This window comes from Lentzea jiangxiensis, assembly GCF_900104175.1.
In the GTDB taxonomy this organism is placed as follows: domain Bacteria; phylum Actinomycetota; class Actinomycetes; order Mycobacteriales; family Pseudonocardiaceae; genus Lentzea; species Lentzea jiangxiensis.
Genome location: NZ_FNIX01000005.1, coordinates 135,053 through 156,817 on the forward strand (window position 1 = coordinate 135,053; position 21,765 = coordinate 156,817).

General features: G+C 69.4%; 18 protein-coding genes. 11 read left to right on the forward strand and 7 right to left on the reverse strand.

The window, feature by feature from the left end:
- Nucleotides 1–66: 66 nt before the first annotated feature.
- The 6 genes from BLQ91_RS17375 to BLQ91_RS17400 all read left to right on the forward strand — a co-directional run bounded on the left by BLQ91_RS17375 (nt 67) and on the right by BLQ91_RS17400 (nt 10,128).
- Nucleotides 67–1,209 carry a DegT/DnrJ/EryC1/StrS family aminotransferase gene (locus BLQ91_RS17375; RefSeq protein WP_245733553.1) on the forward strand — a complete coding sequence of 381 codons (1,143 nt, stop codon included), beginning with the start codon at nt 67–69 and terminating at the stop codon, nt 1,207–1,209.
- A gap of 147 nt (nt 1,210–1,356) precedes the next feature.
- Nucleotides 1,357–6,132 carry a DUF4082 domain-containing protein gene (locus BLQ91_RS17380; protein ID WP_090097916.1) on the forward strand — a complete coding sequence of 1,592 codons (4,776 nt, stop codon included), beginning with the start codon at nt 1,357–1,359 and terminating at the stop codon, nt 6,130–6,132.
- Complete coding sequence (locus BLQ91_RS17385; protein ID WP_090097917.1) at nt 6,129–6,773, forward strand: acetyltransferase; 645 nt, start codon at nt 6,129–6,131, stop codon at nt 6,771–6,773. The genes BLQ91_RS17380 and BLQ91_RS17385 overlap by 4 nt, the downstream gene beginning before the upstream one ends.
- A complete protein-coding gene (locus BLQ91_RS17390) occupies nt 6,770–7,852 on the forward strand; it encodes a DegT/DnrJ/EryC1/StrS family aminotransferase (protein ID WP_090098209.1) in 1,083 nt (360 codons plus the stop codon). Before BLQ91_RS17385 ends, BLQ91_RS17390 begins: the two co-directional genes overlap by 4 nt.
- Nucleotides 7,849–8,409 carry an acyltransferase gene (locus BLQ91_RS17395; RefSeq protein ID WP_090097918.1) on the forward strand — a complete coding sequence of 187 codons (561 nt, stop codon included), beginning with the start codon at nt 7,849–7,851 and terminating at the stop codon, nt 8,407–8,409. Before BLQ91_RS17390 ends, BLQ91_RS17395 begins: the two co-directional genes overlap by 4 nt.
- Before the next feature lie 90 nt (nt 8,410–8,499).
- The gene (locus BLQ91_RS17400; RefSeq protein ID WP_090097919.1) at nt 8,500–10,128 is read left to right on the forward strand and encodes a hypothetical protein; all 1,629 of its coding nucleotides are present in this window, start codon (nt 8,500–8,502) and stop codon (nt 10,126–10,128) included.
- A gap of 31 nt (nt 10,129–10,159) precedes the next feature.
- Here BLQ91_RS17400 and BLQ91_RS17405 read toward each other — a convergent pair whose 3' ends face one another.
- On the reverse strand, nt 10,160–10,897 hold the full coding sequence (locus tag BLQ91_RS17405) for a maleylpyruvate isomerase family mycothiol-dependent enzyme (RefSeq protein WP_090097920.1): 738 nt from the start codon (nt 10,895–10,897) through the stop codon (nt 10,160–10,162).
- Nucleotides 10,898–10,995: 98 nt separating this feature from the next.
- Complete coding sequence (locus BLQ91_RS17410) at nt 10,996–12,177, reverse strand: HNH endonuclease signature motif containing protein (RefSeq protein ID WP_176959797.1); 1,182 nt, start codon at nt 12,175–12,177, stop codon at nt 10,996–10,998.
- A 176-nt stretch (nt 12,178–12,353) separates the two neighbouring features.
- Between BLQ91_RS17410 and BLQ91_RS17415 the strand changes: the two genes are divergently transcribed.
- The 4 genes from BLQ91_RS17415 (at nt 12,354) to BLQ91_RS17430 (ending at nt 14,737) form a co-directional block, all read left to right on the forward strand.
- On the forward strand, nt 12,354–13,202 hold the full coding sequence (locus BLQ91_RS17415) for a helix-turn-helix domain-containing protein (protein WP_176959798.1): 849 nt from the start codon (nt 12,354–12,356) through the stop codon (nt 13,200–13,202).
- Nucleotides 13,177–13,353, forward strand: coding sequence for a DUF397 domain-containing protein (locus tag BLQ91_RS17420; RefSeq protein WP_090097922.1), 177 nt, complete (start codon nt 13,177–13,179; stop codon nt 13,351–13,353). The genes BLQ91_RS17415 and BLQ91_RS17420 overlap by 26 nt, the downstream gene beginning before the upstream one ends.
- Nucleotides 13,354–13,448: 95 nt before the next feature.
- Complete coding sequence (locus BLQ91_RS17425) at nt 13,449–14,192, forward strand: DddA-like double-stranded DNA deaminase toxin (RefSeq protein ID WP_143022689.1); 744 nt, start codon at nt 13,449–13,451, stop codon at nt 14,190–14,192.
- Nucleotides 14,189–14,737 (forward strand): Imm1 family immunity protein, encoded by a 549-nt coding sequence (locus BLQ91_RS17430; RefSeq protein WP_090097924.1) that lies wholly within the window; start codon nt 14,189–14,191, stop codon nt 14,735–14,737. Before BLQ91_RS17425 ends, BLQ91_RS17430 begins: the two co-directional genes overlap by 4 nt.
- Before the next feature lie 25 nt (nt 14,738–14,762).
- On the opposite strand, the gene BLQ91_RS17435 is transcribed toward BLQ91_RS17430, so the two are convergent.
- Complete coding sequence (locus tag BLQ91_RS17435; RefSeq protein WP_090097925.1) at nt 14,763–16,088, reverse strand: O-antigen ligase family protein; 1,326 nt, start codon at nt 16,086–16,088, stop codon at nt 14,763–14,765.
- The gene (locus BLQ91_RS17440; protein WP_143022690.1) at nt 16,070–16,924 is read right to left on the reverse strand and encodes a YveK family protein; all 855 of its coding nucleotides are present in this window, start codon (nt 16,922–16,924) and stop codon (nt 16,070–16,072) included. The genes BLQ91_RS17435 and BLQ91_RS17440 overlap by 19 nt, the downstream gene beginning before the upstream one ends.
- A gap of 137 nt (nt 16,925–17,061) precedes the next feature.
- Between BLQ91_RS17440 and BLQ91_RS17445 the strand changes: the two genes are divergently transcribed.
- On the forward strand, nt 17,062–18,027 hold the full coding sequence (locus BLQ91_RS17445; RefSeq protein ID WP_090097927.1) for a TolB-like translocation protein: 966 nt from the start codon (nt 17,062–17,064) through the stop codon (nt 18,025–18,027).
- On the opposite strand, the gene BLQ91_RS17450 is transcribed toward BLQ91_RS17445, so the two are convergent.
- From BLQ91_RS17450 to BLQ91_RS17460, 3 genes are read right to left on the reverse strand one after another with little or no spacing between them, the layout of a single operon-like run.
- Nucleotides 18,020–19,213 (reverse strand): rhamnosyltransferase WsaF family glycosyltransferase, encoded by a 1,194-nt coding sequence (locus BLQ91_RS17450; RefSeq protein WP_245733558.1) that lies wholly within the window; start codon nt 19,211–19,213, stop codon nt 18,020–18,022. The two genes, BLQ91_RS17445 and BLQ91_RS17450, sit on opposite strands and share 8 nt — an antisense overlap.
- Nucleotides 19,210–20,673 (reverse strand): lipopolysaccharide biosynthesis protein, encoded by a 1,464-nt coding sequence (locus BLQ91_RS17455; protein ID WP_245733560.1) that lies wholly within the window; start codon nt 20,671–20,673, stop codon nt 19,210–19,212. Before BLQ91_RS17455 ends, BLQ91_RS17450 begins: the two co-directional genes overlap by 4 nt.
- Entirely contained in the window at nt 20,655–21,680 is a 1,026-nt protein-coding gene (locus tag BLQ91_RS17460) for a glycosyltransferase (protein WP_245733561.1), read from the reverse strand. The genes BLQ91_RS17455 and BLQ91_RS17460 overlap by 19 nt, the downstream gene beginning before the upstream one ends.
- Nucleotides 21,681–21,765 lie beyond the last annotated feature (85 nt).

Here is a 21,765-nt window from a genome sequence, read left to right on the forward strand (position 1 = left end):
GAGCCAAGCCCCGTGGCCGCACCCCTTTCCCCACGAACGTTCGTCCGCCAGCGAAGGGCAGTACCAGTGATCCCGGTTATGCGGCCGTTGCTCGGTGAAGAAGAGGCGCTCGCCGCCGCCGAGGCCGTCCGGTCCGGCTGGGTGGCGCAGGGCCCCCGAGTCCGCGAGTTCGAGGAGGCGTTCGCCGCGTCCGTCGGCGCGAGCCACGGTGTCGCCGTGTCCTCCTGCACCACCGGCCTGCACCTCGCCGTGCACGTGCTCGGCATCGGGCCCGGCGACGAGGTCGTCGTGCCGTCGCTGTCGTTCATCGCCACCGCCAACTCGGTCCGCTACACGGGCGCGACGCCGGTGTTCGCCGACGTCGAGCCAGGTACCGGCAACCTGAGCGCGTCCACTGTGGAACCCGTGCTCACCGGGCGCACCCGTGCGGTCATGGTCGTGCACCAGGCCGGCGTGCCCGCGGACGTCGACGCGATCAAGGCGCTCTGCGCACCGCGGGGCATCGCCGTGATCGAGGACGCGGCCTGCGCGGCGGGCTCCACGTACAAGGGTGCGCCGGTCGGCACGAACGCGGTGCTCGCCGCCTGGTCGTTCCACCCGCGCAAGCTCCTCACCACCGGTGAGGGCGGCATGGTCACCACCGACGACCCGGAGTGGGCCGCGCGGCTCAGGCGCCTGCGCGAGCACGGCATGAACTTCTCGGCGGCGGACCGCCACAACGGCGGCAGCGCCGTGATCGAGCAGTACCTGGAGACGGCGTTCAACTACCGGATGACCGACATCCAGGCCGCGGTCGGCCTGGTGCAGCTGTCCAAACTGGACGCGATCATCGCTCGCCGCCGTGAGCTGGCCGCCCGCTACCACGAGGTGCTGGCGGGCCTCGGCCTCGAGACCGTGCGCGACCCGGAGCACGGGACGACGAACTACCAGTCGTTCTGGGTGTGGCTGCCCGAGGGTGCGCCCGACCGCCGGGAAGTCCTCGCCGGGCTCGCCGAGCGCGGCGTGAGCGCGCGGCGCGGGATCATGGCGTCGCACCTCGAGCCCGCCTACTCCGGCCACGGGAGCGCGGAGCTGCCGGTGACGGAGGCCTTCACGGCCAGGACGCTGATCCTCCCGCTGTTCCACGACATGACGGAGTCCGAACAGGACCAGGTCGTGTCAGCGTTGTCGGCAACTCTGCACACATCCCGTCTGACCGTGCGTGGTTGAAAGACGGGGATTCAGGCCCTGCCTGACCATTTTTGTGTTGACACGTAACAGTTATGACGAGATCGCCGACGTTCGGAGTAGCAGCCCTGTGCTGTCCAGCGTAGTGCGCGGATCACACACGGTAACTCCGTTCGAGAGGTGAACCCAATGGTGGCTCAGCAGTCGCGTCTCGTGCGGATGCTCGTGATCATGGCGTTGATGGCATCGACGATGTTCGTGCTCGGCGTCTTCAACGCCCCCAACGCCCACGCTGCTCCGTGTGACTTCCCGGTCACCAACAAGGTCGCGTGCGAGAACACGCAACCCGGCGCGGACAACTGGCAGGCCCAGTACCGCGACGACACGATCCTCGGGTACACCACGGACATCAGCTACAACGTCGGCCAGACCGTCAGCTTCAAGATGCTGACGTCGGCCTCGTCGTACAAGCTCGACATCTACCGGATGGGCTGGTACGGCGGCAAAGGCGCCCGGTACATGGGCACGGTCCAGCGCAACACGCCGCAGAACCAGCCACCCTGTCTGCGGGACGCGCCGACCGCGCTCATCGACTGCGGCAACTGGGCCGTCTCGCTCACCTGGAACATCCCCGCCACCGCCACCTCGGGCATCTACTACGTGCGCATGACGCGCAACGACACCGGTGCCGAGAACGAGATGGCGTTCGTCGTCCGCGACGACAGCTCCCAGTCGAAGATCTTCTTCCAGACCTCCGACGCCACCTGGGTCGCCTACAACCGCTACGGCGGCAACAGCCTCTACTTCGGTGACGGTCCCGGCCAGGGCGGCAGCTCGTACAAGGTCAGCTACAACCGCCCCTACACCGGCGGCGACGGCGACGAGAACTTCATCTTCAACGCCGAGTACCCGATGCTCAGGTTCCTGGAGCGCAACGGGTACGACATGAGCTACACGACCGACGTCGACTCCGCGCGCCGCGGGCACCTGATCAAGAACCACAAGGTGTTCATGGCCGTCGGCCACGACGAGTACTGGTCGAACGAGCAGTGGAACAACGTGATGGCCGCCCGCGACGCCGGCGTGCACATGGCGTTCCTCACCGGCAACGAGATCTTCTGGAAGACCCGCTACGAGAAGAGCATCGACTCCTCGCAGACGGACTGGCGCACCATCGCCTGCTTCAAGGAGACCAAGGGCACCCAGAACGACGGCCTGAACGACTGGACCGGCACGTGGCGCGACCCGCGCTACAGCCCTCCGCAGGACGGCGGCAGGCCGGAGAACGCGTTGCTCGGCAACATGTTCACCGTCAACGGCCGGCGGGACGACGCGCTCCAGGTCCCGGCCGCCTACGGCAAGATGCGGCTCTGGCGCAACACCGACCTGCAGAACATGACCGCGGGCACCACGTACACCTTCGAGCCCGGCACGCTCGGCTACGAGTGGAACACCGTGTACGACAACGGCTCCCAGCCCGCCGGTGTCGCGCAGATGTCGCGCACGACCGTGCAGCTCGACGGCTACTACGCGCTGAAGAACTACGGCGACGAGTACGGCTCGGGCACCGAGACCCACGCGATCACGTATTACCGCGCGCCTTCCGGTGCGCTGGTGTTCGGCGCGGGCACGGTGCAGTGGGCATGGGGCGTGGACGACGAGCACGCGTTCCCGACCAACACCCCGACCTCGGACAAGCGGATCAAGCAGGCGACGGTCAACTTCCTCGCGGACATGGGCGTGCAGCCCTACCAGCTGTGGGCGGCCGACCAGCTCTCCGTCTCCGGCGCCATCAGCGACAACGCCGCACCGGGCGTGCAGATCACGACCCTGCCGCCGCAGGCGGCCGTCGGCCAGCCCTACACCTTCGGCGGCACCGTGATCGACGCGGCCGGCCGGGTCGCGGGCGTCGAGGTCTCCACCGAAGGCGGCACCCGCTGGCACTACGCGAACTGGCAGGCGGGCCAGACGACGTGGAGCTACACCTACACGCCGTCGCAGTCCGGCACGGCCCAGCTGCGGGTCCGCGCGGTCGACGACTCGCTGAACCTCTCCACCCCCGTCTCGGCCACGCCGAACGTGACCGCGAAGACCTGCCCCTGCGGCATGTTCTCCGGCACGGAGGTCCCGAAGGTCGCCTCCGCCGACGACGCCTCCCAGCTCGAGCTCGGCGTGAAGTGGCGGGCCGCGGGCAACGGCTACGTCCGCGGCGTCAAGTTCTACAAGGGCACCGGCAACACCGGCACGCACACCGGTTCGCTGTGGTCGTCGAACGGCGACCTGCTGGCCACCGGCACGTTCGCCAACGAGAGCCCGACGGGCTGGCAGACGCTGCTCTTCCCGCAACCCGTGGCGGTGAACGGGAACACGACCTACGTCGTGTCGTACTTCACCCCGACGGGCCACTTCGCGTACGACACGGGCGGGTTCCACCAGCAGCAGGCGTACATGGAACCCATCACCGGCCTGAAGTCCGGTGTGGACGGACCGAACGGCGTCTTCCGCTTCGGCGCCGGCTTCCCGAACCAGACGTTCGACCACACCAACTACTGGGTCGACGTGGTGTGGGCGGCGGACCCCGGTCCCGACACCCGCGCGCCGCTGCAGTCCGCGACGTCCCCGGTGGCCAACGCGGGCTCCGTCGCGCTCGGCACCACGGTGTCCGGCACGTTCGACGAGAACGTGGCGCTCAGCTCGGCGCAGGTCACGGTGACCGGCCCGGCCGGCGCCGTCACGGGCACCAAGTCGATCTCCGACGACGCCCGCACGATCACGTTCACACCCTCGGCACCCCTGGCGGCGGCCACGGCCTACACCGTCACGATGAGGGCGGCGGACGCGGCCGGAAACCTCTCTACGCAGGCGAACTGGACGTTCACGACAGGCTCGCCGCGCCCGGCGACCTGCCCGTGCACCGTCTGGGACGACTTCGCGGCACCGGCCGCGGTCGACTCCGGTGACACCACCGCGGTCGAACTCGGCACCAAGGTCCGCTTCGACGGCAAGGGCGAGGTGCTCGGCGTCCGCTTCTACAAGGGCACCGGCAACACCGGCACGCACACCGGCTCGCTGTGGACCTCCACGGGTCTGCTGCTCGCGACCGGCACGTTCAGCGGCGAGACCACGTCCGGCTGGCAGAAGCTGATGTTCACCTCCCCGGTCCAGGTGCAGGCGAACACGACCTACGTCGTGTCCTACAACGCCCCGAACGGCCGGTACTCGGTCTCCTCCGGCTACTTCAACGGCCAGGAGGCGAGCTACCAGTCGCTGCACGCGCTGCAGAACGGTGCCGACGGCGGCAACGGCGTCTACAAGTACGGCAGCGGCTTCCCGAACAGCTCCTACAACGCCACGAACTACTGGGTCGACGTCATCTACCGCAACGGGCTCAACGGTGACACCACGCCGCCGGCGATCACGAACCGCACGCCGGCCGTGAACGCGACGAACGCGGGCCTGCAGAGCACGCTGACGGCGACGTTCAGCGAGGCGGTCGACCCGGCGTCGGCGCAGATCTGGCTGGAGGACCCGAAGGGCGCCAAGCTGTCCGGCTCGGTGTCGCTGTCCGGTGACCAGAAGACGGTCACCTGGACACCGTCCGGCAAGCTCGTGTCCGGCACGCCGTACAAGGCGCACGTGGGCATCGCGGACGCCAACGGCATCGCGATGCCGAACGCCGCGGAGTGGACCTTCACCACCACGACGACGGCCACCTGCCCGTGCTCGCTGTTCAGCACGGCGACGGTTCCGGCGGTGACCTCGGCCGAGGACAACGGCGCGTACGAACTGGGTGTCAGGTTCAGTCCGACGCAGTCCGGCCAGATCACCGGTGTCCGCTTCTACAAGGGCGCGGGCAACACCGGCACGCACACGGGATCGCTGTGGAACGCCAACGGCTCGCGCCTCGCGACCGGCACGTTCACCGGTGAGACCGCGACGGGCTGGCAGACGCTCACGTTCTCGCAGCCGGTGGTCGTCAGCGCGGGTCAGACCTACACGGCCTCGTACACGACCACCACCGGCAACTACGCGGTGAACGCCGGCTACTTCGGCACCGGCCCGGTCGGTTCCGGTCCGCTGTCGGCACCGCAGGAGACGAACGGCGTGTTCGTCCCCGGCTCGGGCTTCCCGACGATGACGTACGGCTCCGGCAACTACTGGGTCGACGTCGTCTACCAGCCCAACGCCGACAACGACGCGCCCGTCCTGCAGTCCCGCACCCCGTTGCCCGGCGCGTCCGAGGTGGAGCTGGACTCGGCCGTCACCGCGTCGTTCGACGAGGCCGTCGACCTGAGCTCCGCGCAGTTCACCGTCACCGACCCCGGTGGCGCGAAGATCGCCGGCACGCTGGCGCTCTCGGCGGACTCGCGGATGGTCACGTTCACCCCGGCCGCCAGGCTCGCGGCGTCCACCGCGTACTCGGTGAGCGTCAAGATCGCCGACGCGTTCGGCAACCCGATGCCCAACGCGCAGACGTGGTCGTTCACGTCGGCGACGACGCAGACCTGCCCGTGCTCGCTGTTCAGCGCGGCCACGGTCCCGTCCGTCACCTCCGCCGACGACAACGGCGCCTACGAACTGGGCGTGAAGTTCACGTCGAGCGCCAACGGCCAGATCACCGGCGTGAAGTTCTACAAGGGCGCGGGCAACACCGGCACCCACACCGGGTCGCTCTGGTCGGCGGACGAGCAGCGCCTCGCGACCGGCACGTTCTCGAACGAGACCGGGTCGGGCTGGCAGACGCTGACGTTCTCGCAGCCGGTGCAGATCACGGCCGGAACCGAGTACACGGCCTCGTACACGACCACCACGGGTCACTACGCCGTCAACGCCGGCTACTTCGGCTCGGTGACCTCGCCGCCGCTGGGCGCCACGCCGAACGCCGGTGTGTTCACGGCCGGGTCGGGCTTCCCGGCCACGACCTACAACGGCGGCAACTACTGGGTGGACGTGGTCTTCCAGTGACGAATCCGTTGCTGCTGATCGGAGCAGGAGGACTCGCCCGCGAGGTGCTCGCGGCGGTCCGCCTCCTCCCGGACGTCTGGAACCCGATCGGGGCTCTCGACGACTCCGCCGCCCTGCACGGCACCCTGGTCGACGGGGTGCCCGTGCTGGGCGGGCTCGACAGCCTCGATGACCACCCGGACGCGGCCGTCGTGGCGTGCATCGCCAACGCGCGGCGGCCGTTGTCCCGCTTGACCCTCGTGAAGAGGCTCGGGCTGCCGGACGAGCGGTGGGCGACCGTCGTGCACCCGGCGGCCGTCACCTCCGGCGCCACCATCGGAGCCGGGACGGTGCTGCTCGCCGGTGTCGTGATCACGACACCGCTGGAGATCGGCCGGCACGTCGTGGCGATGCCCCACGTGCTGATCACCCACGACGACGAGGTGTCGGACGGCGTCACGTTCGCCGGCCGCGCCTCGCTCGGCGGGGGAGTGTTCGTGGGGGAGTCCGCGTACCTGGGGCAGGGAGCCCTGGTGCGCGAGGGTGTGAAGATCGGCGCCGGTGCCGTCGTCGGCATGGGAGCCGTTGTCCTGCGGGACGTCCCGGCAGGCCAGACGTGGGCCGGGGTGCCGGCCCGCCCGTTGCGTGGGGAGAGCGCGTGATCGAGATTCCGCTGGTGGACCTGCGTGCCCAGCACGAGCAGGTGGCCGACGAGGTGGCCGACGGCTGGGCAGAGGTGCTCAAGACGACAGCCTTCATCGGTGGCCCCCAGGTCGCCCGGTTCGAGTCGGAGTTCGCTGCCTACCAGGAAGTTCCGCACGCCATCGGCGTCGGCAACGGCACCGACGCCATCGAGCTGGCGTTGCGCGCGCTGGGCGTCGGCCACGGCGACGAGGTCGTGCTGCCCGCCAACACCTTCATCGCCACGGCCGAGGCCGTCGCCCGCTGCGGCGCGACGCCCGTGCTCGTGGACTGCGTCGACGACACGCTGCTGATCGACGTCACCCAGGTGTCCTCCGCGGTCACCTCGCGCACCAAGGCGATCGTGCCGGTGCACCTCTACGGCCAGGCCGCCCCGGTCGAGCTGCTGCCGCACGGCCTGCCGGTCGTCGAGGACGCCGCCCAGGCCCAGGGCGCCCGCCGCAACGGCGTCGCCGTCGGTGGTCTCGGCGTCGCCGCCGCCACCTCCTTCTACCCCGGCAAGAATCTCGGCGCGTACGGCGACGGAGGCGCGGTGCTGACGACGTCCGACGCGGTCGCCGAGTCGGTGAAGCTGTTGCGCGAGCACGGTTCGCCCCGCAAGTACGAGCACCCGGTGCTCGGCTTCAACAGCCGCCTCGACACGCTCCAGGCCGTGGTGCTGTCCGCGAAGCTGCGCCGCCTCGAGGGCTGGAACCAGGCCCGCCGCGCCGCCGCGCAGCGCTACACCGAGATGCTCGCCGATGTTGATGGCGTGCGGACGCCTGTGGTGCTCGACGGCAATTTGCCCGTGTGGCACCTCTACGTCGTGCGCGTCGCCGAGCGCGACCGCGTGCTCTCCGCACTGCACGCGGCCGGTGTCGGCGCGGGAATCCACTACCCGACACCGCTGCACAGGACCGGCGCCTTCGCCGAGTTGGCAGGCTCGTTCCCGGTGGCGGAGACCTCGGCTGCGGAGATCCTGTCGCTGCCGCTGTTCCCGGAGATCACCGAGGCGCAGCAGACCCGCGTGGTCGAGGCGCTCGCGGAGGCGCTGCGATGACCGGGGTCCGCGTCCACCCCCACGGCCTGTGCGAGTCCGACGACGTGGGCGACGGCACGCGCGTCTGGGCGTTCGCGCACGTGCTGCCCGGCGCCCGCATCGGCCGCGACTGCAACATCTGCGACGGCGCGTTCGTCGAGTCGCGCGCGGTGCTCGGCGACAACGTGACGGTCAAGAACGGGACTCTGGTCTTCGACGGCGTCACGTGCGAGGACGACGTGTTCCTCGGCCCGAACGTGCTCTTCACCAACGACCTCCGCCCCCGCGCGCACGTGAAGAAGACCGGTGACGCACTGGAGACGACTCTCGTGCGCCGAGGGGCGACTCTCGGTGCTGGTGCTGTGGTGGTGTGCGGCACGGAGATCGGTGAGCACGCGTTCGCCGCCGCCGGTGCGGTCGTCACGAAGTCGGTGCCCGCGCACGCGTTCGTGGCGGGCAACCCGGCGGTCGTGAAGGGCTGGGTCTGCGCGTGCGGCCTGCGGCTCTCAGCGGACCTGTCGTGCCCGGAGTGCGGCATCCGGCACGAGCAGACGCCGGACGGCTTGAAAGCCGTCTGAGAGGCGCTGAGCCGGTCGGCCGGTGTCCTCGACGGGCACCGGCCGGTACAGTGGCGGCATGATCGAGCGAATCGAGTTCCACCCCGCCCGGTGAGGCGCGAATGGCCGGACCTCCTCGAGAAGGGGGCCGAAGAACGCCGGCAGGCGTTGACCGCATTCCTGCGGGAAGTCACCACCGGCACGGCGACCTCAGCCGACATCCTGCACGACAGGTGCACGGAAATCGCGTTCTACGACTACGACGTGCGAGCCGTGCTGCGCGAACTGGCCCCAGAACCCTCGCCGCGCCTGGTGAACGCCGCCAGGCAGCTGCTCACGAGCGAGAACCGGCGCGCGGTCCTCATCGGACTCGCGCTCCTGACCGGTCAGGCCCGCGAGAGCGACATCCCGCTCCTCAGAACCGTCGGACAGCACGAGTTCGCGGCGCCCCAGGCCGTTCGAGCGCTGCTGGCGATCCCCGGCGCGCAGACCGACGCCATCTGGATCGCCGACCGGGTGCCGGGCGTCCGCGGCGAGGTGGGCGGAGCCCTGAGCGGGCACCCGGACCCGGACGTCTGCCGCTGGGCCTGCCGGAACTCGTCGGGGTACATGAGACACGTGCGTGAAAGGGCGGGCAAACACGACTTGCGCGTGCAGTTGCTCGACCGAGCGCACGTGGACGACGAGTCGTGGGACCGCATGGGCAAACGCTTGTACGACATGTGCCACAACGACCTGTCGTCCGAGTTCGGCTACTACCAGCACGACACGACGGCGTTGAGGCGGTGGGTGGCGCTCGCCTCGACCCGACCGGCCACAGTGGACCGCGCCGTGCTGCTCTGCTCCCTGGCGGAGGAGCTGGTGTCCGGACACGCGGCCGTGGTGGTGCGCGACCTGCGCGACGGTCTCCTGGGCGAGATCAGGAGGGTGCTGTCGCGCTGGAGCAGCGTGCTGGAGGACCAGGCGGCGGACGACGGCCGTGCGGCGTGGGTGCTTCGCGAGAGTCCAGGCCTGCGCGTGCCGTCGAAGCGGTTCGCGGTGCGGATCGCGACGCGCGCGCCGGAACCCACCGGTGGAGTGGAAGCCAGGATCCTCCTCGACCGCGAGCCGATCTGCGCGGCGTTGTTCGGGGGAGGCTTCTCCGGGTGGCCGGAGTGGGTCGTCGACGGCGGCCGCCTACTGGCCACCGACGAGCCGCGGGAGGTGCTCCTCGACGATCACGACGGCACCGACCTGTACGTCACGATCGTGCGAGAGGGCGCGGAGGTCGTGTGGAAGGACTGGCGGTGGACCAGGCACAGCGACCGGCTGCCGGGCGAGTTCCGCTTCGACGCCGAGGAGTACGACCGGGAGGTGGCGCTGGCGGAGGCGGACCGCTCCTGGGAGTGGCCCGCCCGCACGGTGGCCCGGCTGGTCGAGCAACGGCTGAGGGCTGATCCCTCGATCCTCGGCCGCTGGGACTGCGGACCTGGCCACTGCCACAGCTCGCGGGACGTCCACGACGCCGCCGTCCTGGACTTCCGGTACCCGGCCGGCGCGTCGTGGGACGAACCGGCGGTGACGTTCCGGCACGGCATCGACGTCGCCGGCCGCGATCCGGTCGAGGTGGCGGACGACGTCATCGCGATGTTGTGCGCCTCCGACCCGAAGAAGACGGTGGGCATGGTCGGCGTCGACAGCGCGGCCACGGCCGAGCGGCTGGGGCTGCTGCACCGCCGCTCGACCGTCACCTACCGCTGACCCGGGTACTGCTGACCCGGGCACTGCTGCCTCAGGCCGGCACCCAGGCCCCGAGCTGGTCGAGCACGTGCACGGCGCCGTCCAACTTCAACGGCTCCAACGAACCCCGCCCGTAGAACACCATCAGGAAGTCGTGGGCCGATCCCTCGGCCGAGGCGTCGGCCGCGCCGTCCCCGGGCTCGACGACGCGGGCGCCGTCCGCGGACATCGAGATCCGCCACAACCCGCCTTCGGTGACGTGGTAGTCGACGATGGCGGGTTCGTGCGGCCACGGGCTGGAAGTCGAGAAGCAGGTCATCAGGAACTCGTCCACGCCGTCAACCGCGATCTCCGCCGGGATGGGTTCAGGCGCACCTGCCGCGAGTTGTGCGTCGTAGGTGTGGGCGGCGATCTCGTGGAGCTGGCGACGGGCCGCGGTGGCGACGGTCGGGGGCGACTGCGAGTCGCCCCACCAGTTCCAGCACCCCTGGTCCGGGCCGGCCGCTTCGAGTGCCGCGATCAGCAGCCGGGTGGACTCGGCCATCCACTCCGCCAGGCCCTCTCGCGGGGCCTGCGCGGGCGTGCGGGCCGGGGGAGTGTCGGACGGTCCCGCGGCCACGATCTCCGCCCACTTGCGGCGGCCGTCGCCCAGGTGCTGCACGAGGTCGAAGACCGTCCAGCCCGGGCAGGTGGGCACCGGTGCGTCGAGGTCGCCCACCGCCGCGATGAACGCGGTGGTCCGCTCGTCGATCAGGCGCAGCAGGTCCGGGAAGCTGAGAGGGGTGTGCACGGGCGCTGTCTACCATCGTGGCTCCATTCCGGAACAGTGATTATCGGTCGGCAGTGATCATCGGTGGGCAGCAGTCATCGGCGGGTGGCGCCGGATGGTCAGGCGACGACGTTGACGCGGTTCCGGCGTGGTCTTCGGTCGGGGTCGACGAAAACCGGTGGACGGAAGACCGGTCTGCCCCCGGCCATCTCGGGTTCCCAGTCCGAGTGGTGGACCAGGTCGTGGTGCCGGCGGCAGAGCAGGGTGAGGTTGTCCAGGTTGGTCTCACCGCCGTTGGCCCAGTGCCGGACGTGGTGGGCCTCGCAGTGGCTGGGCGGGCGGGTACAGCCCGGGAAGGTGCAGCCCCTGTCCCTCGCGACGAGAACGCGGCGCAGCCCCGCGTTGATGGTCCTGGTCCTGCGACCCACGTCGTGGACCTGGGAGCGGGTTCCCAGCACCATCGGGATGACGGCGCAGTCACAAGCGATCTTGCGGACCTGGTCCATCGGGATCCGCTCGCCGTTGTCGAGCCGGGCGGCGCCGACGCCCGTGCGCAGCTTCTCGTAGTCGAGCGTGACGGTGAGCTGCACGCGCTCGCCGCCACGGATGTGGTGGCGACTCGCGCGCAGGGCCAAGCCGACGACTTCGCAGAACGCGTCGCCTTCTCGTTCCGGCGCGTGGCGGAGGTCGGAGGGTTCCGGCTTCGCGAGCGGATCGATCAGCGCGTCGAGCTTGGCGCCGGTCTCGGCGTCGACGTCGGCGAAGAGGTGGTACCGGCCGCTCTTCCACTGACGCCGCACCACGTTCCGCGGGCGCACGGGCTCGGGGCCGGCCGGTGCCGGACCGTCCTGGTCCAGGCGGTAGGCGAGTTCCTTGCAGAACGCCTTGGCCGAGCGGGGTTCGTGGTGCTGGGCGTACTGGACCAGGTGGACCTCGGCCACGGCGGGCAGTTCCGCCATCGCTTCGGCCACGACCTCGACGTGCTCCTCGGACAGCGTGCCCGCCGCCATCGCCGCGGCCGTCAGCGGCAGCACGGGATCCACCGTCGCCCCGCTCGGGGTCACGGTGGGGCACAGAGCCCTGGCCTGGGCGAGTTTGCGGCGCGAGACCTTCGGGTCCCAGTGCAGAACATGCTTGAAGACCTCGACGAGATCCTTGTACCCCAACGTTTCGGCGGCTCCCTGCTGATCGAGCACACCGACGACCTCCACCACCTGGAACTGGAGCCGCTGCAGCGCGCGGACCCTCCGCTTGAGCTCCTCCAGGAGCTCGAGCGGGGAGGCGAGGCCGAGTGCTGTCATGCGTTCATCGTGGCATGAACACGTGTTCGAAAACCATTCCACGATGGGGTGAAGGTGCAGGTCAGACCTATGGCGCCGTATGTATCGCCTCTCTCTCGCGGAGGCTGGAGCCATCGACTGTTTTCACCCGAACGAGCCGTTCATTGGAGCAATTTCACCGCATATGGTCCAAGAGCATGACCGCGATCACTTCCACCGCCTACAGCAGGGATCTGGGCGATGAATTGCGCAGGCTGCGCGAGAACTGCACCAGTTTCGGGGGCCGCGCGATGGCCGCCCAGCTGGGGTGGGACCCCAGCAAGGTCTCGAACATCGAGACGGGCAAAGCCCGCGCGTCCGAGATCGACCTGGCCCAGTACCTCGCGACGTGCGGCAAGGACCTCGACTACCTGCAGGACTTCGCCAACCGGTACCGGCACGCGTTCGACCTGTACTTCGCGCAGGTGCCGGACAACCTGCGCACCCTGGCGATGGTCGAGGCGATGGCCACGAAAATCTTCGCTTACGAGATCCTGTCGATACCCGGCCTGCTGCAAACGGAGGCCTATGCGCGAGCGCTGTTCGTCGAGACCGGCAATGTGCCCGAGGACGTGGAGAAGGGCGTCAAGCTCCGCATGGAGCGCCAATGCATCTGGCAGCGGCCTTACCGCCCGAGCTGTGAGTTCTTCGTGCACGAACTGGCCCTGCGGATGCGGATCGGGGACGCGAAGGTCATGGAGGACCAATACCTGCGGCTCCTGTTCAACGCTCACATCCTCCGCGTGGTGCCGGTGAACGTCGTCGGTCTCGCGTTCAAGTCGCCACTCACCCTGTTCGAGTTCGGCAAGGCGTCGCCTCTGGCGTACACGGAGTCCGACCTGGCCAAGGTGTTCGCGCAGGACAGCTCGGCCGTGGTGGTGAGCAGGAAGCTCTTCGAACGGCTCGATGCGGTCGCGTTGGATGAGGAACAATCTCGGAGCAAGCTGGCGGAGTACGTCAGCGGACTGCGAGAGGACCTTCATGACCAGCGAACGGAACTGGCGTAAGAGCTCTTACAGCGGCGGCTCGATCGACAGCAACTGCGTCGAGGTATCCCTGAACCGCGAAACCCTGGTGCGGGACTCGAAGAACGCGAGCGGTGACGTCCTCGCGTTCTCCGCCACCGCCTGGCGCAGCCTGCTCAGCTGGCTGGACTGATCTCGGCCGCCTTGCGTTCGGCGGCCTCCGTCCGGCCATCCGCTGGACATCGGGCAGCGGAGGCCCCGATTCGTGGGTGACGGGTGCGCGTGGCGATGTTCGAAGAGATCGCCGACGGGCTTGATCGCGTCTTGAGCAAGGCTGATGAGACGAACGCCGCCTTGCTGCGGGCGGGAGGTCTTGCCGACGAGGCGGCGAAGCTGCTGACCGAGGTCATGCGGGGGTCGGACCACCTCGAGGAAGAGTTCACCCTCGCGGTTCAGGCGTGGTCGGAGGTTGTCAACCGGGTTGCGGAACTGTCAGAGATCATCGCTAGGGGGTGTCGACGGGTCGAGTCGTACCGCGAGACTCTTCGGGGTGTCGGCTCCACGCTGCAACCGGCGCTTCCCGGACAGGCGGCGCCTCCATCAGCGACCACGGTACCGACCGTGGCGGCACGTACGCCCCTGGAGCCGACGTGGGCCGAACGGCAGAGAGAACAGCTTCCCACCTACGTCACCAGCGGGTTTTACCGCGACCCTGATGGCAACTCCGACGTGGTTCAAAGCGGTCAGGATGCATGGGGGGAGCACCACGCGATCGCTGAACACCTGCGTGCCGAGGGCTTCCCACCAACCGGGCCAGGCAGGGTCACCATCGGCGAGCACGTGGAAGGCAAGGTGGCATGGCGCCTGCGCACCAGTGGCGACACGCACGTCGACCTGGTCGTCAACTTCCCGATGTGCGCTGGTCCCTACTCCTGCAGGAACCTCCTACCCTTCATTCTGAAGCCCGGACAGTCCATGACGGTGCATGATCCGATGAAGACCCGTACGTTCCACGGCAGGAGCACAAGGTGAAGCACGCTCTCGACTTCTGGTACTTCACCGAAACGAGCGATGCGGGCGATCCCGTCGCCGTGGAGTCGAGCGCCGATCTTGAACGCGTCCTCGGCGAGGTGTTCGCGTACAAGCAGTTCCATCCGACGGTGGTCTGCGTGAAGGACCGCCCCGCTCTCGGTGGCCCCCTGAATCTGCCGGACCATCAGCTCAAGTTCGACCTCGACGTGCCTCGCCGTGTTGCCGCGATCCACGCGATGGGCGTGCCCGATTTCTTGCCGGCTGACGATCGGGCCAAGGTGAACGCCGAGGGGCACGGCACAGCCGAGGAAACACCCGGAGGCGTGATGCGGGCCTGGGTCACGAAGGGCTCGCGAGCACGGCCTGCGACTGTTCGGCAGGCAGACGATCACGAGGTTGACCTGTTCGTGGACTTCGACACCCGTACGCGATTCCCGGCTGATGCTGCCATCTCGTGGGAGGAACTGCGCGAGGCGCTGAAGGAGTTGGCCGAAACAGGCATGCGCCCCACCTGTGTGGACTGGCAGGAGTCAGACGTCTTCTGAACCGCCCCTGCTTGGCAGAACCTGCTCAGCTGGCTGGACTGACCTCGGCCGCCTTCCTGGCGGCGGCCTCCTGTCTGGCGATGCGCAGCAACGCCCCGGACACGCCGATCAGCATGAACGTCATGCCGGTGGCCACGCTGAACGCGAGCTCGTCGAACGTCGCGGCGCCCAGCGCGGACGTCAGCAGCGAGGCGACGAGGCACATGGCGATCCCGCGCACGTTCTCGTCGCGTGAGAGCGCGCGGGCCCGCAGTGCCGCGAAGATGCCGCCCAGGAACAGCAGCACGAAACCGACCAGGCCGAGGTAGCCGTTCTCGATCATCGTCAGCAGGTACTGGTTGTCGAGGATCGTGTACTTCGAGGGCAGGAACGTGCCGAACCCGCGGCCGAGCCACGGGTGCTTGGCGATCTCCAGCCAGGCGCCGTCGTAGTCCTTGGTGCGGCCCTGGAACGACGGGTCGTCCTCGATGTTGGAGAACATCGAGGTCACCGTGCCGAACAGGCCCGGGACGACGATCGAGGCGCCGCCGAGGAACACCGCGCCGACGCCGAGCAGGGGCAGGCCGCGTTCGCGGGGGAGCAGGACCGCCATCACGACGCCGGTGATGACCAGGCCGAGGATCGCGGTGCGCGAGAGCGACAGGATCGACATCAGCGCGAGCAGCGACAGGGCGAGCCACCAGCGGCCGGCGGGTTCGCCGCGGTCCTTCGCCCGGAACACGAAGTGCGCGGCGAACGGCACGCCGAGCACGCAGACCAGGCCGAACTCGATCGGGTGGTTCACCGTGCCGGCGGGGCGGAAGAAGATCGACCGCGACTCGAGCGCCGAATAGCCGTTGTCCTGCACGCGCAGGCCCGGCAGCGAGATGTACGACGCGAGGTCGAGTCCCAGGCCGAACTGGAACAGGCCGACGAACGCGCTGACCGTCAGGCACGCGACCATGACGCGCAGGGCGCGGCTCAGCCTCTCCCCGGTGCGCACCGCGTCGCACACGAAGACCGCGAGCGCCGCCAGCGACACGATCCTGATCAGCGCCGAGTCCGACACCGACAGCTCGTCGGCCGGCAGGTAGCGCCGGGTCGCGAGGGCGTACGTCATCAGGTGCAGGACCACGTAGATCGCGAGGACCGTGCGGACGGCGTTGCGGCCCTTGGCCATCGACAGGTGGTCGACGAGGTGCGCGGCGAACCACAGGACCGCGAGGCACATCGCCACGAACAGCGCGGGCGGCAGCGTGATCGGGACGAAGGCGATCGTGAACCGGGCCGGGACGACGAGCAGCGCCACCATGTAGAAGATCAGCAGAGTGGCGCCGTCGGCACGTTGGGCGGTCAGTCTTCTTTCGGCCATGCCGGGTCTGCGGGAGGCTTGGGAGCGGCGATGATGACGGTCTTCTGGTGCGCGTTCGGCACGCCCTGCGGCGCGGGGCGCTGCGGCGGGCCGCCCTTGCCGTTGCTCTGGGGCTGCGGCCGGACCGGGGGCGTCGGGTGCGGCGTGGTGTCCTTCTCGGACGGTGGCGCGGCGCCGGACTCCCTGCCGTCTTTGCCGTCCTTGCGGCGCCGGGCGCGCAGCAGGACCGAGTCGGCGGCGAACGTGGTGGCGATCGTCAGCAACAGCAGCACGACCGAGGCCGCGCCGACGTAGCGGACCTTGCCACCGATCTTGGCCGACGCGGTCGTCGGCTTCACCAGGACCTGCGCGGTGATGAACGTCTGTTCGGGCGCGCTCAACGCCTTCTGCTGCGCCGCCAGCTCGGCGACGGTCTTCTCGAGCACCTTGCCGACGAGGCCCTCGGCGTCCTGCGCCGAGTCGGCCTCGGTCGAGATGAACAGCAGGGGACCGCCGACGGGACCGGTGTTCGCGGTGTAGACGGCCGTGGAGTCCTTGCCCGCCAGCTCTTCCGCGGTCTTCGGGTCGCCGAGGATCTGCGTGAGGATCTGCGCGGTGGTCGTGAGGCTGCCGTCGAACTGCAGCAGCGGGTTGACCCGCACCACGTCCTCGGGCTTGGTCTTCTCCGAGTACCGGCCGCCGGCCGCGGGGGAGGTGAGGACCAGCACGCCGCTCGACTCGTACCGCGTGGGCACCGTGACGTAGACGTACAGCGCGAGGATGCCCGTGATCAGCACTGCGGGCACGGCGATGTACCACCGCCGCCGCAGCACTCGTACGGTTCCCCAGAAGTCCATCAAAGTCCCCGATCCGCGGCTCGGTCTTGCGATCGCACTGCTCGTAGGGTATCGCCCACCAGGAAAATCGGGGTGAGCTGCCAACTGTTACAGGCCGTAGCTGTCAGGCGATGGAGGAGGGGAACCCAGGAGGCAGCATGCGCGCAGGGCGACTGACCGTGACCGTCGCGGCCATTCTCGTGGTCATCGGCGGAACAACGGCTTACGTCGTCTCGTCGGCCGGTGAGGCGAACGACCCGGCGGGCACCGAGCAGGTGTCGCGGGCGGAGGCCGGCGACCTGTTGTTCGTCGACCTCGCCGGTGGGCAGAACCGGGTCGAGAAGCTCGCCGGCAGCGGTTCCCGCACCCCGACGGAGCTCGTCTGCCAGCGGTTCTACTCCGCCGCCGGCACCAGCGTGTGCCTCAAGCTCTCCGGTCCCGGCCCGTCCTACACCGCCGAGGTGAGCCGCGACGGCAAGCCGGTGAAGTCGATCCCGCTGCCCGGCATCCCGAGCCGCGCGAAGGTCTCGCACTCCGGCAACGTGGTGTCGTGGACCAGTTTCGTCACGGGTGACTCGTACTCGGTGCCGGGCGGCTTCTCCACCCGCACCGGTTTCCACGACCTGCGCACGGGCGAGACGGCCGAGTCGCTGGAGCACTTCGCCGCCACTGTGGAGGGTGCTCCGCTCACCGCGAGTGACGTCAACTACTGGGGCCTGACAGTGGCTTCCGACGACAGGACCTTCTACGCCACCCTGGCGAGCGGCGGGTTCACCTGGCTGGTCAAGGGTGATCTCGGCACGAAGTCCGTGACGTCGCTGCGCCGCGATGCCGAGTGCCCCTCGCTGTCCCCGGACGGCACCAAGGTCGCGTACAAGAAGCGCATCGGCCGTCTCGGCCCGTGGGACCTCGCGGTGCTCGACCTGGCCTCCGGCACGGAGAAGCGGCTGCCCGGCACCGCCGGCATCGACGACCAGACGACGTGGCTGAGCGAGACCGAGGTCGCGTTCGCCGCCGTGCCCAGGGACGCCAGGCTGCCCGCGGTTCACGTCGCCCCCGCCGACGGCTCGCAGCCCGCGCGGGTGCTGATCCCGGACGCCACCTCGCCGTCGCCGGTTACGTAGCGAGCTCGCGGCGGAGCACCTTCTCGAGCTCGTGTCCCGCCGCATCCCAGGAGCGTCCCTCCACACTGGACGCGGCCGCACGGGCGACCGCGTCGAAGTCCGGCGTTGTGACCACTTCGGACAAAGCGCGCGCCAGTGAGTGCGGGGTGGGCGTCGCGTACCGGACGTGGTCGTTGTCCAGGACCACGCGGTTGAAGTGCGCGTCGTTCACCACCGGGATGCATCCGGCGGCGAGCATCTCGTGCGGCACGAGGGAGACGTTGGTCATCGACAGCGACAACCCGGCGAAGCAGCGGTTGTAGATGGCGTTGAGCTCGTCGGGCGTGACGAGGCCGTGGTCGACGAACTGCGGCCCGAGCTGCCCGATCTTCTCGCCGTAGACGTGGATCTTCAGGTCGGGGTGCTTCTCGGCGAAGACCTCCAGCGCGAGCACGCCGAGCTCGAACGCCCTGCGCGGTGCCTTGCGCCGCGCGTAGAAGACGATGCCGTCGCGCTTCTCGCCGCCGAGCCGGTACCGGTCGGCGTCGCAGCCGAAGTCGAAGTGGTCGGCCGGCATGCCGTGGTCGTCGAGGACCTTGTCCGCGAGGAACCGCCCGGCGGTGAAGCCGTGCATGCCCATCCGGTACGTGTTCTCCGCCAGCGTGTACAGGCCGCCCTGCGGGTAGAACCACGGTTCGTAGTCCTGCACGAGGTAGAACCTCTTGCCCTTGCAGGGGTCGTTGAACGCCGGGTACGCGGTGATCCACGCCGTCGCGAACACCGCGTGCGCGTCCGCCATCCCGTCCGTCACGTCGTGGATCTGGCCCCGGAAGAACGGGAACGCGGCACGGATGCCGGGTTCGAGGTCCGCGACCGTGTTGCCGAACGTGTCGTACAGGTAGAGCTCGCACGTGTGGCCGAGCGACTCCAGGTGCCGGATGAGCCGGAACAGGGTGGTGTGGCCGCCGGAGCCCTGCGACGGGGGAGTGGTGACCCAGTTGATCGTCAGCCTGCCGTCCGCGGGGATCGGCGGGACGACCACGGGCTTGCGCACCTCGACGTCGGCCCTGCGGACGTCCTCCACGCGCACGGGCATTTCCTCGCCCTCGGCACCGAGCCGGCGGGTCGCCGCGGTCAGCAGCCGCACGCCGAGCCGCCTCGGCCCCTGCTCGCGGACGATCTTCATGACCTGCCTCAGACGTCTCACGCGCCGGCCCTCTTCCGCAGCACCGCAATGATTTCGTGTCGCATCGGGAACACCACGAGCGCATAGGCGAGGCACGACAGCACACCGCCGAGGAGGATCTGCAGCAGCTGGCTGTCGACCACGTTCCGGACCGCGATCACGACCGCGACCATCAGCACGCCGCCGAGGAACGGCCGCAGCAGCCGCGCGCCGAGCGCCCCGGCGCGGACGCCGTAGGGCTTGAAGGTGATCAGGTACGCGGGCGTGATGACCAGGACGGCGACCACGACGTGCGCCGCCGCGACCCCGCGGATGCCGTCGAGGTGCGCTCCCAGTGCCAGCAACGGCACGAGCGCGCCCAGCCACACCAGGTGGATGACGAGGATCGCTCGCGACCGCCCGGCGGACGCGAGGAAGTCGTAGCCCAGCTCCAGCGCGACCCGGACCGCGCCGAGCAGCACCAGCAACGCGAGCGCGGCCGCGGCCGGAGCCCAGCGCTCGCCGTAGACGACCCGGACGAGCGGCTCGGCCAGGGCGGCCAGCAGCACGCACGCCGGCACCGTGACGAGCGCCAGGAGGCCCAGTGCGCGCCCGAACGACCGCTGGAACAGGTCCGGGTCCTCGCGGACCTTCGAGAACGCGGCCAGCGAGACGCTGCGGACCGGCGCGGAGAAGGCCGCCACCGGCCAGCTCGCGAGGTTGAAGGCCAGCAGGTAGAAGCCGAGCGGCACGGTGCCGAGCAGCGCGCCGACGACGATGTAGTCGACGTTCATCACGCCGAAGATCAGCAGGCTCGACCCGGCGAGCGGCAGCCCGAACGCCAGCAGCTCCTTCGCCCGGGCGGAGTTCCACCCCGGCCGGAAGCGGTCGTCGGTGAGCCAGAACATGATGACCGCGGCGGAGAGGTTCTGCGCGATCCGCTGCCACGCGAGGCTCCACGCGCCGAAGCCCATGATCGCCAGTACGACCGCGACGGCCGTGCCCACGACGAAGGCGGCCGTGTCGGCGTAGAACTTGTGGTCCTGCCGGAAGTTGCGCTGCATCATCGCGCCCGGCACCGCGGTGGCGCCGGCGATGACGAGTGCGACCGACATGAGCTGGATGACGCCTGTGGCCTCCGGCGCGTCCATGGCGCCCGAGAACCACGGCGCGCCGAGGAAGCAGATCAGCGCCAGCAGCGTGCCGGACGCGAGCGACAGCGTCGTGACGGTCGGCGCCATCTCCTCGACCGGCCCGTTGTGGCGGACCAGGGCGGCGCTCACGCCGAGCTCGGACACGCTCAGCACGATGTTGAGCACGACCAGGGCGACGGCGAAGACGCCGAACTGCTCGGGGGCGATCAGGCGGGCCAGCAGGACGCTGATGCCGACGGCGGCGAGGCGTTGCAGGAGCGAGTTGACCGCGCTCCACCGGATCGCCGAGGAGACCTCGTTCTCCAGCTTGCCGGTGTCCTGCTCCGCCGTCACCACTCGCCCCGCCACTTCCACTTTTGCGTCCCGATCCACAGCTTCGCCCTCTTGCCGGCGTGCGGCGCGAGGAAGAGCTGCGTGCGGTTCAGGAAACGCGCGCTGAACCTCTTGCGCCGTCGCAGCGCCCGGTACTCCGGCAGCTCCTCGAGCGCCGGGTAGGTCTCGCGCGCGAAGCGGAGCAGCTCCTCCTCGGTGCCGTCGAGCTGGTCGCGGTCGTGCAGCCGCACCGCGCGCCAGAGCGCGTCGCCCGCGATCGCCCTGTGCGCCAGCGTCCTCAGCCGCGCCGGGAGACCGGGGTTCTGCTCCAGCACCAGTTCGAACACGTCCCGGCGCTGCTCCAGGTCGGCGAACACCGACTTGAACGTCGTGCGCATCATGGAGTTCTCGTGCACGCGGTAGTACGCGCCGGGCTTGCCGCTCACGTAGCCGATGTCCGACACGGCCGCGATGCGCAGCCACATCTCCAGGTCACCCGCGTGGGGGAGGTCCGAGCGGTAGCCGCCGACCTTCTGCTGGACCTTCGTCCGCACCACGACCTCCGGCGAGGAGATCACGTTGCGGCTGCTGCGGAACCGGTTCTCGATCCACTCCTCGCCGCGCCACACCTTCGACGTGGTCGGGAGCTGCGTCACCTTCGGCAACGCGTTGTGGTCGCTGTAGTACACGACGCGGCCGTAGACCATACCCACCTCGGGGTTCTGCTCGAAGACCTCGGCCGCGCGGTGCAACGCTCCCGGCGCCAGCAGGTCGTCCGCGGACAGCAGCACCGTGTAGTCGGCGCTCGCCCAGTCCAGCAGCCCTTCGTTGTAGGTGGCGATGTGCCCCTTGTTGACTTCGTGCCGGTACCCCTCGACGCGCTTGTCGGCGGCCATCAGCTCGGCCATCACCTCGGGCGTGTTGTCCGACGACGTGTCGTCGATCACGAGCACGCGCACGTCGACGCCAGGCTGGTCCAGGACGCTGCGGACGCAGGCCGGCAGGAAGTGCGCGTAGTTGTAGCAGGGGATCACGACGTCCACTGTGGGAAGCGTTGGCACAACCTGAGTATCGGTACCGCCGGGCATTCGTTAGCGCCGCAACGTTTCGGGCGCGCCGGGCGATGAA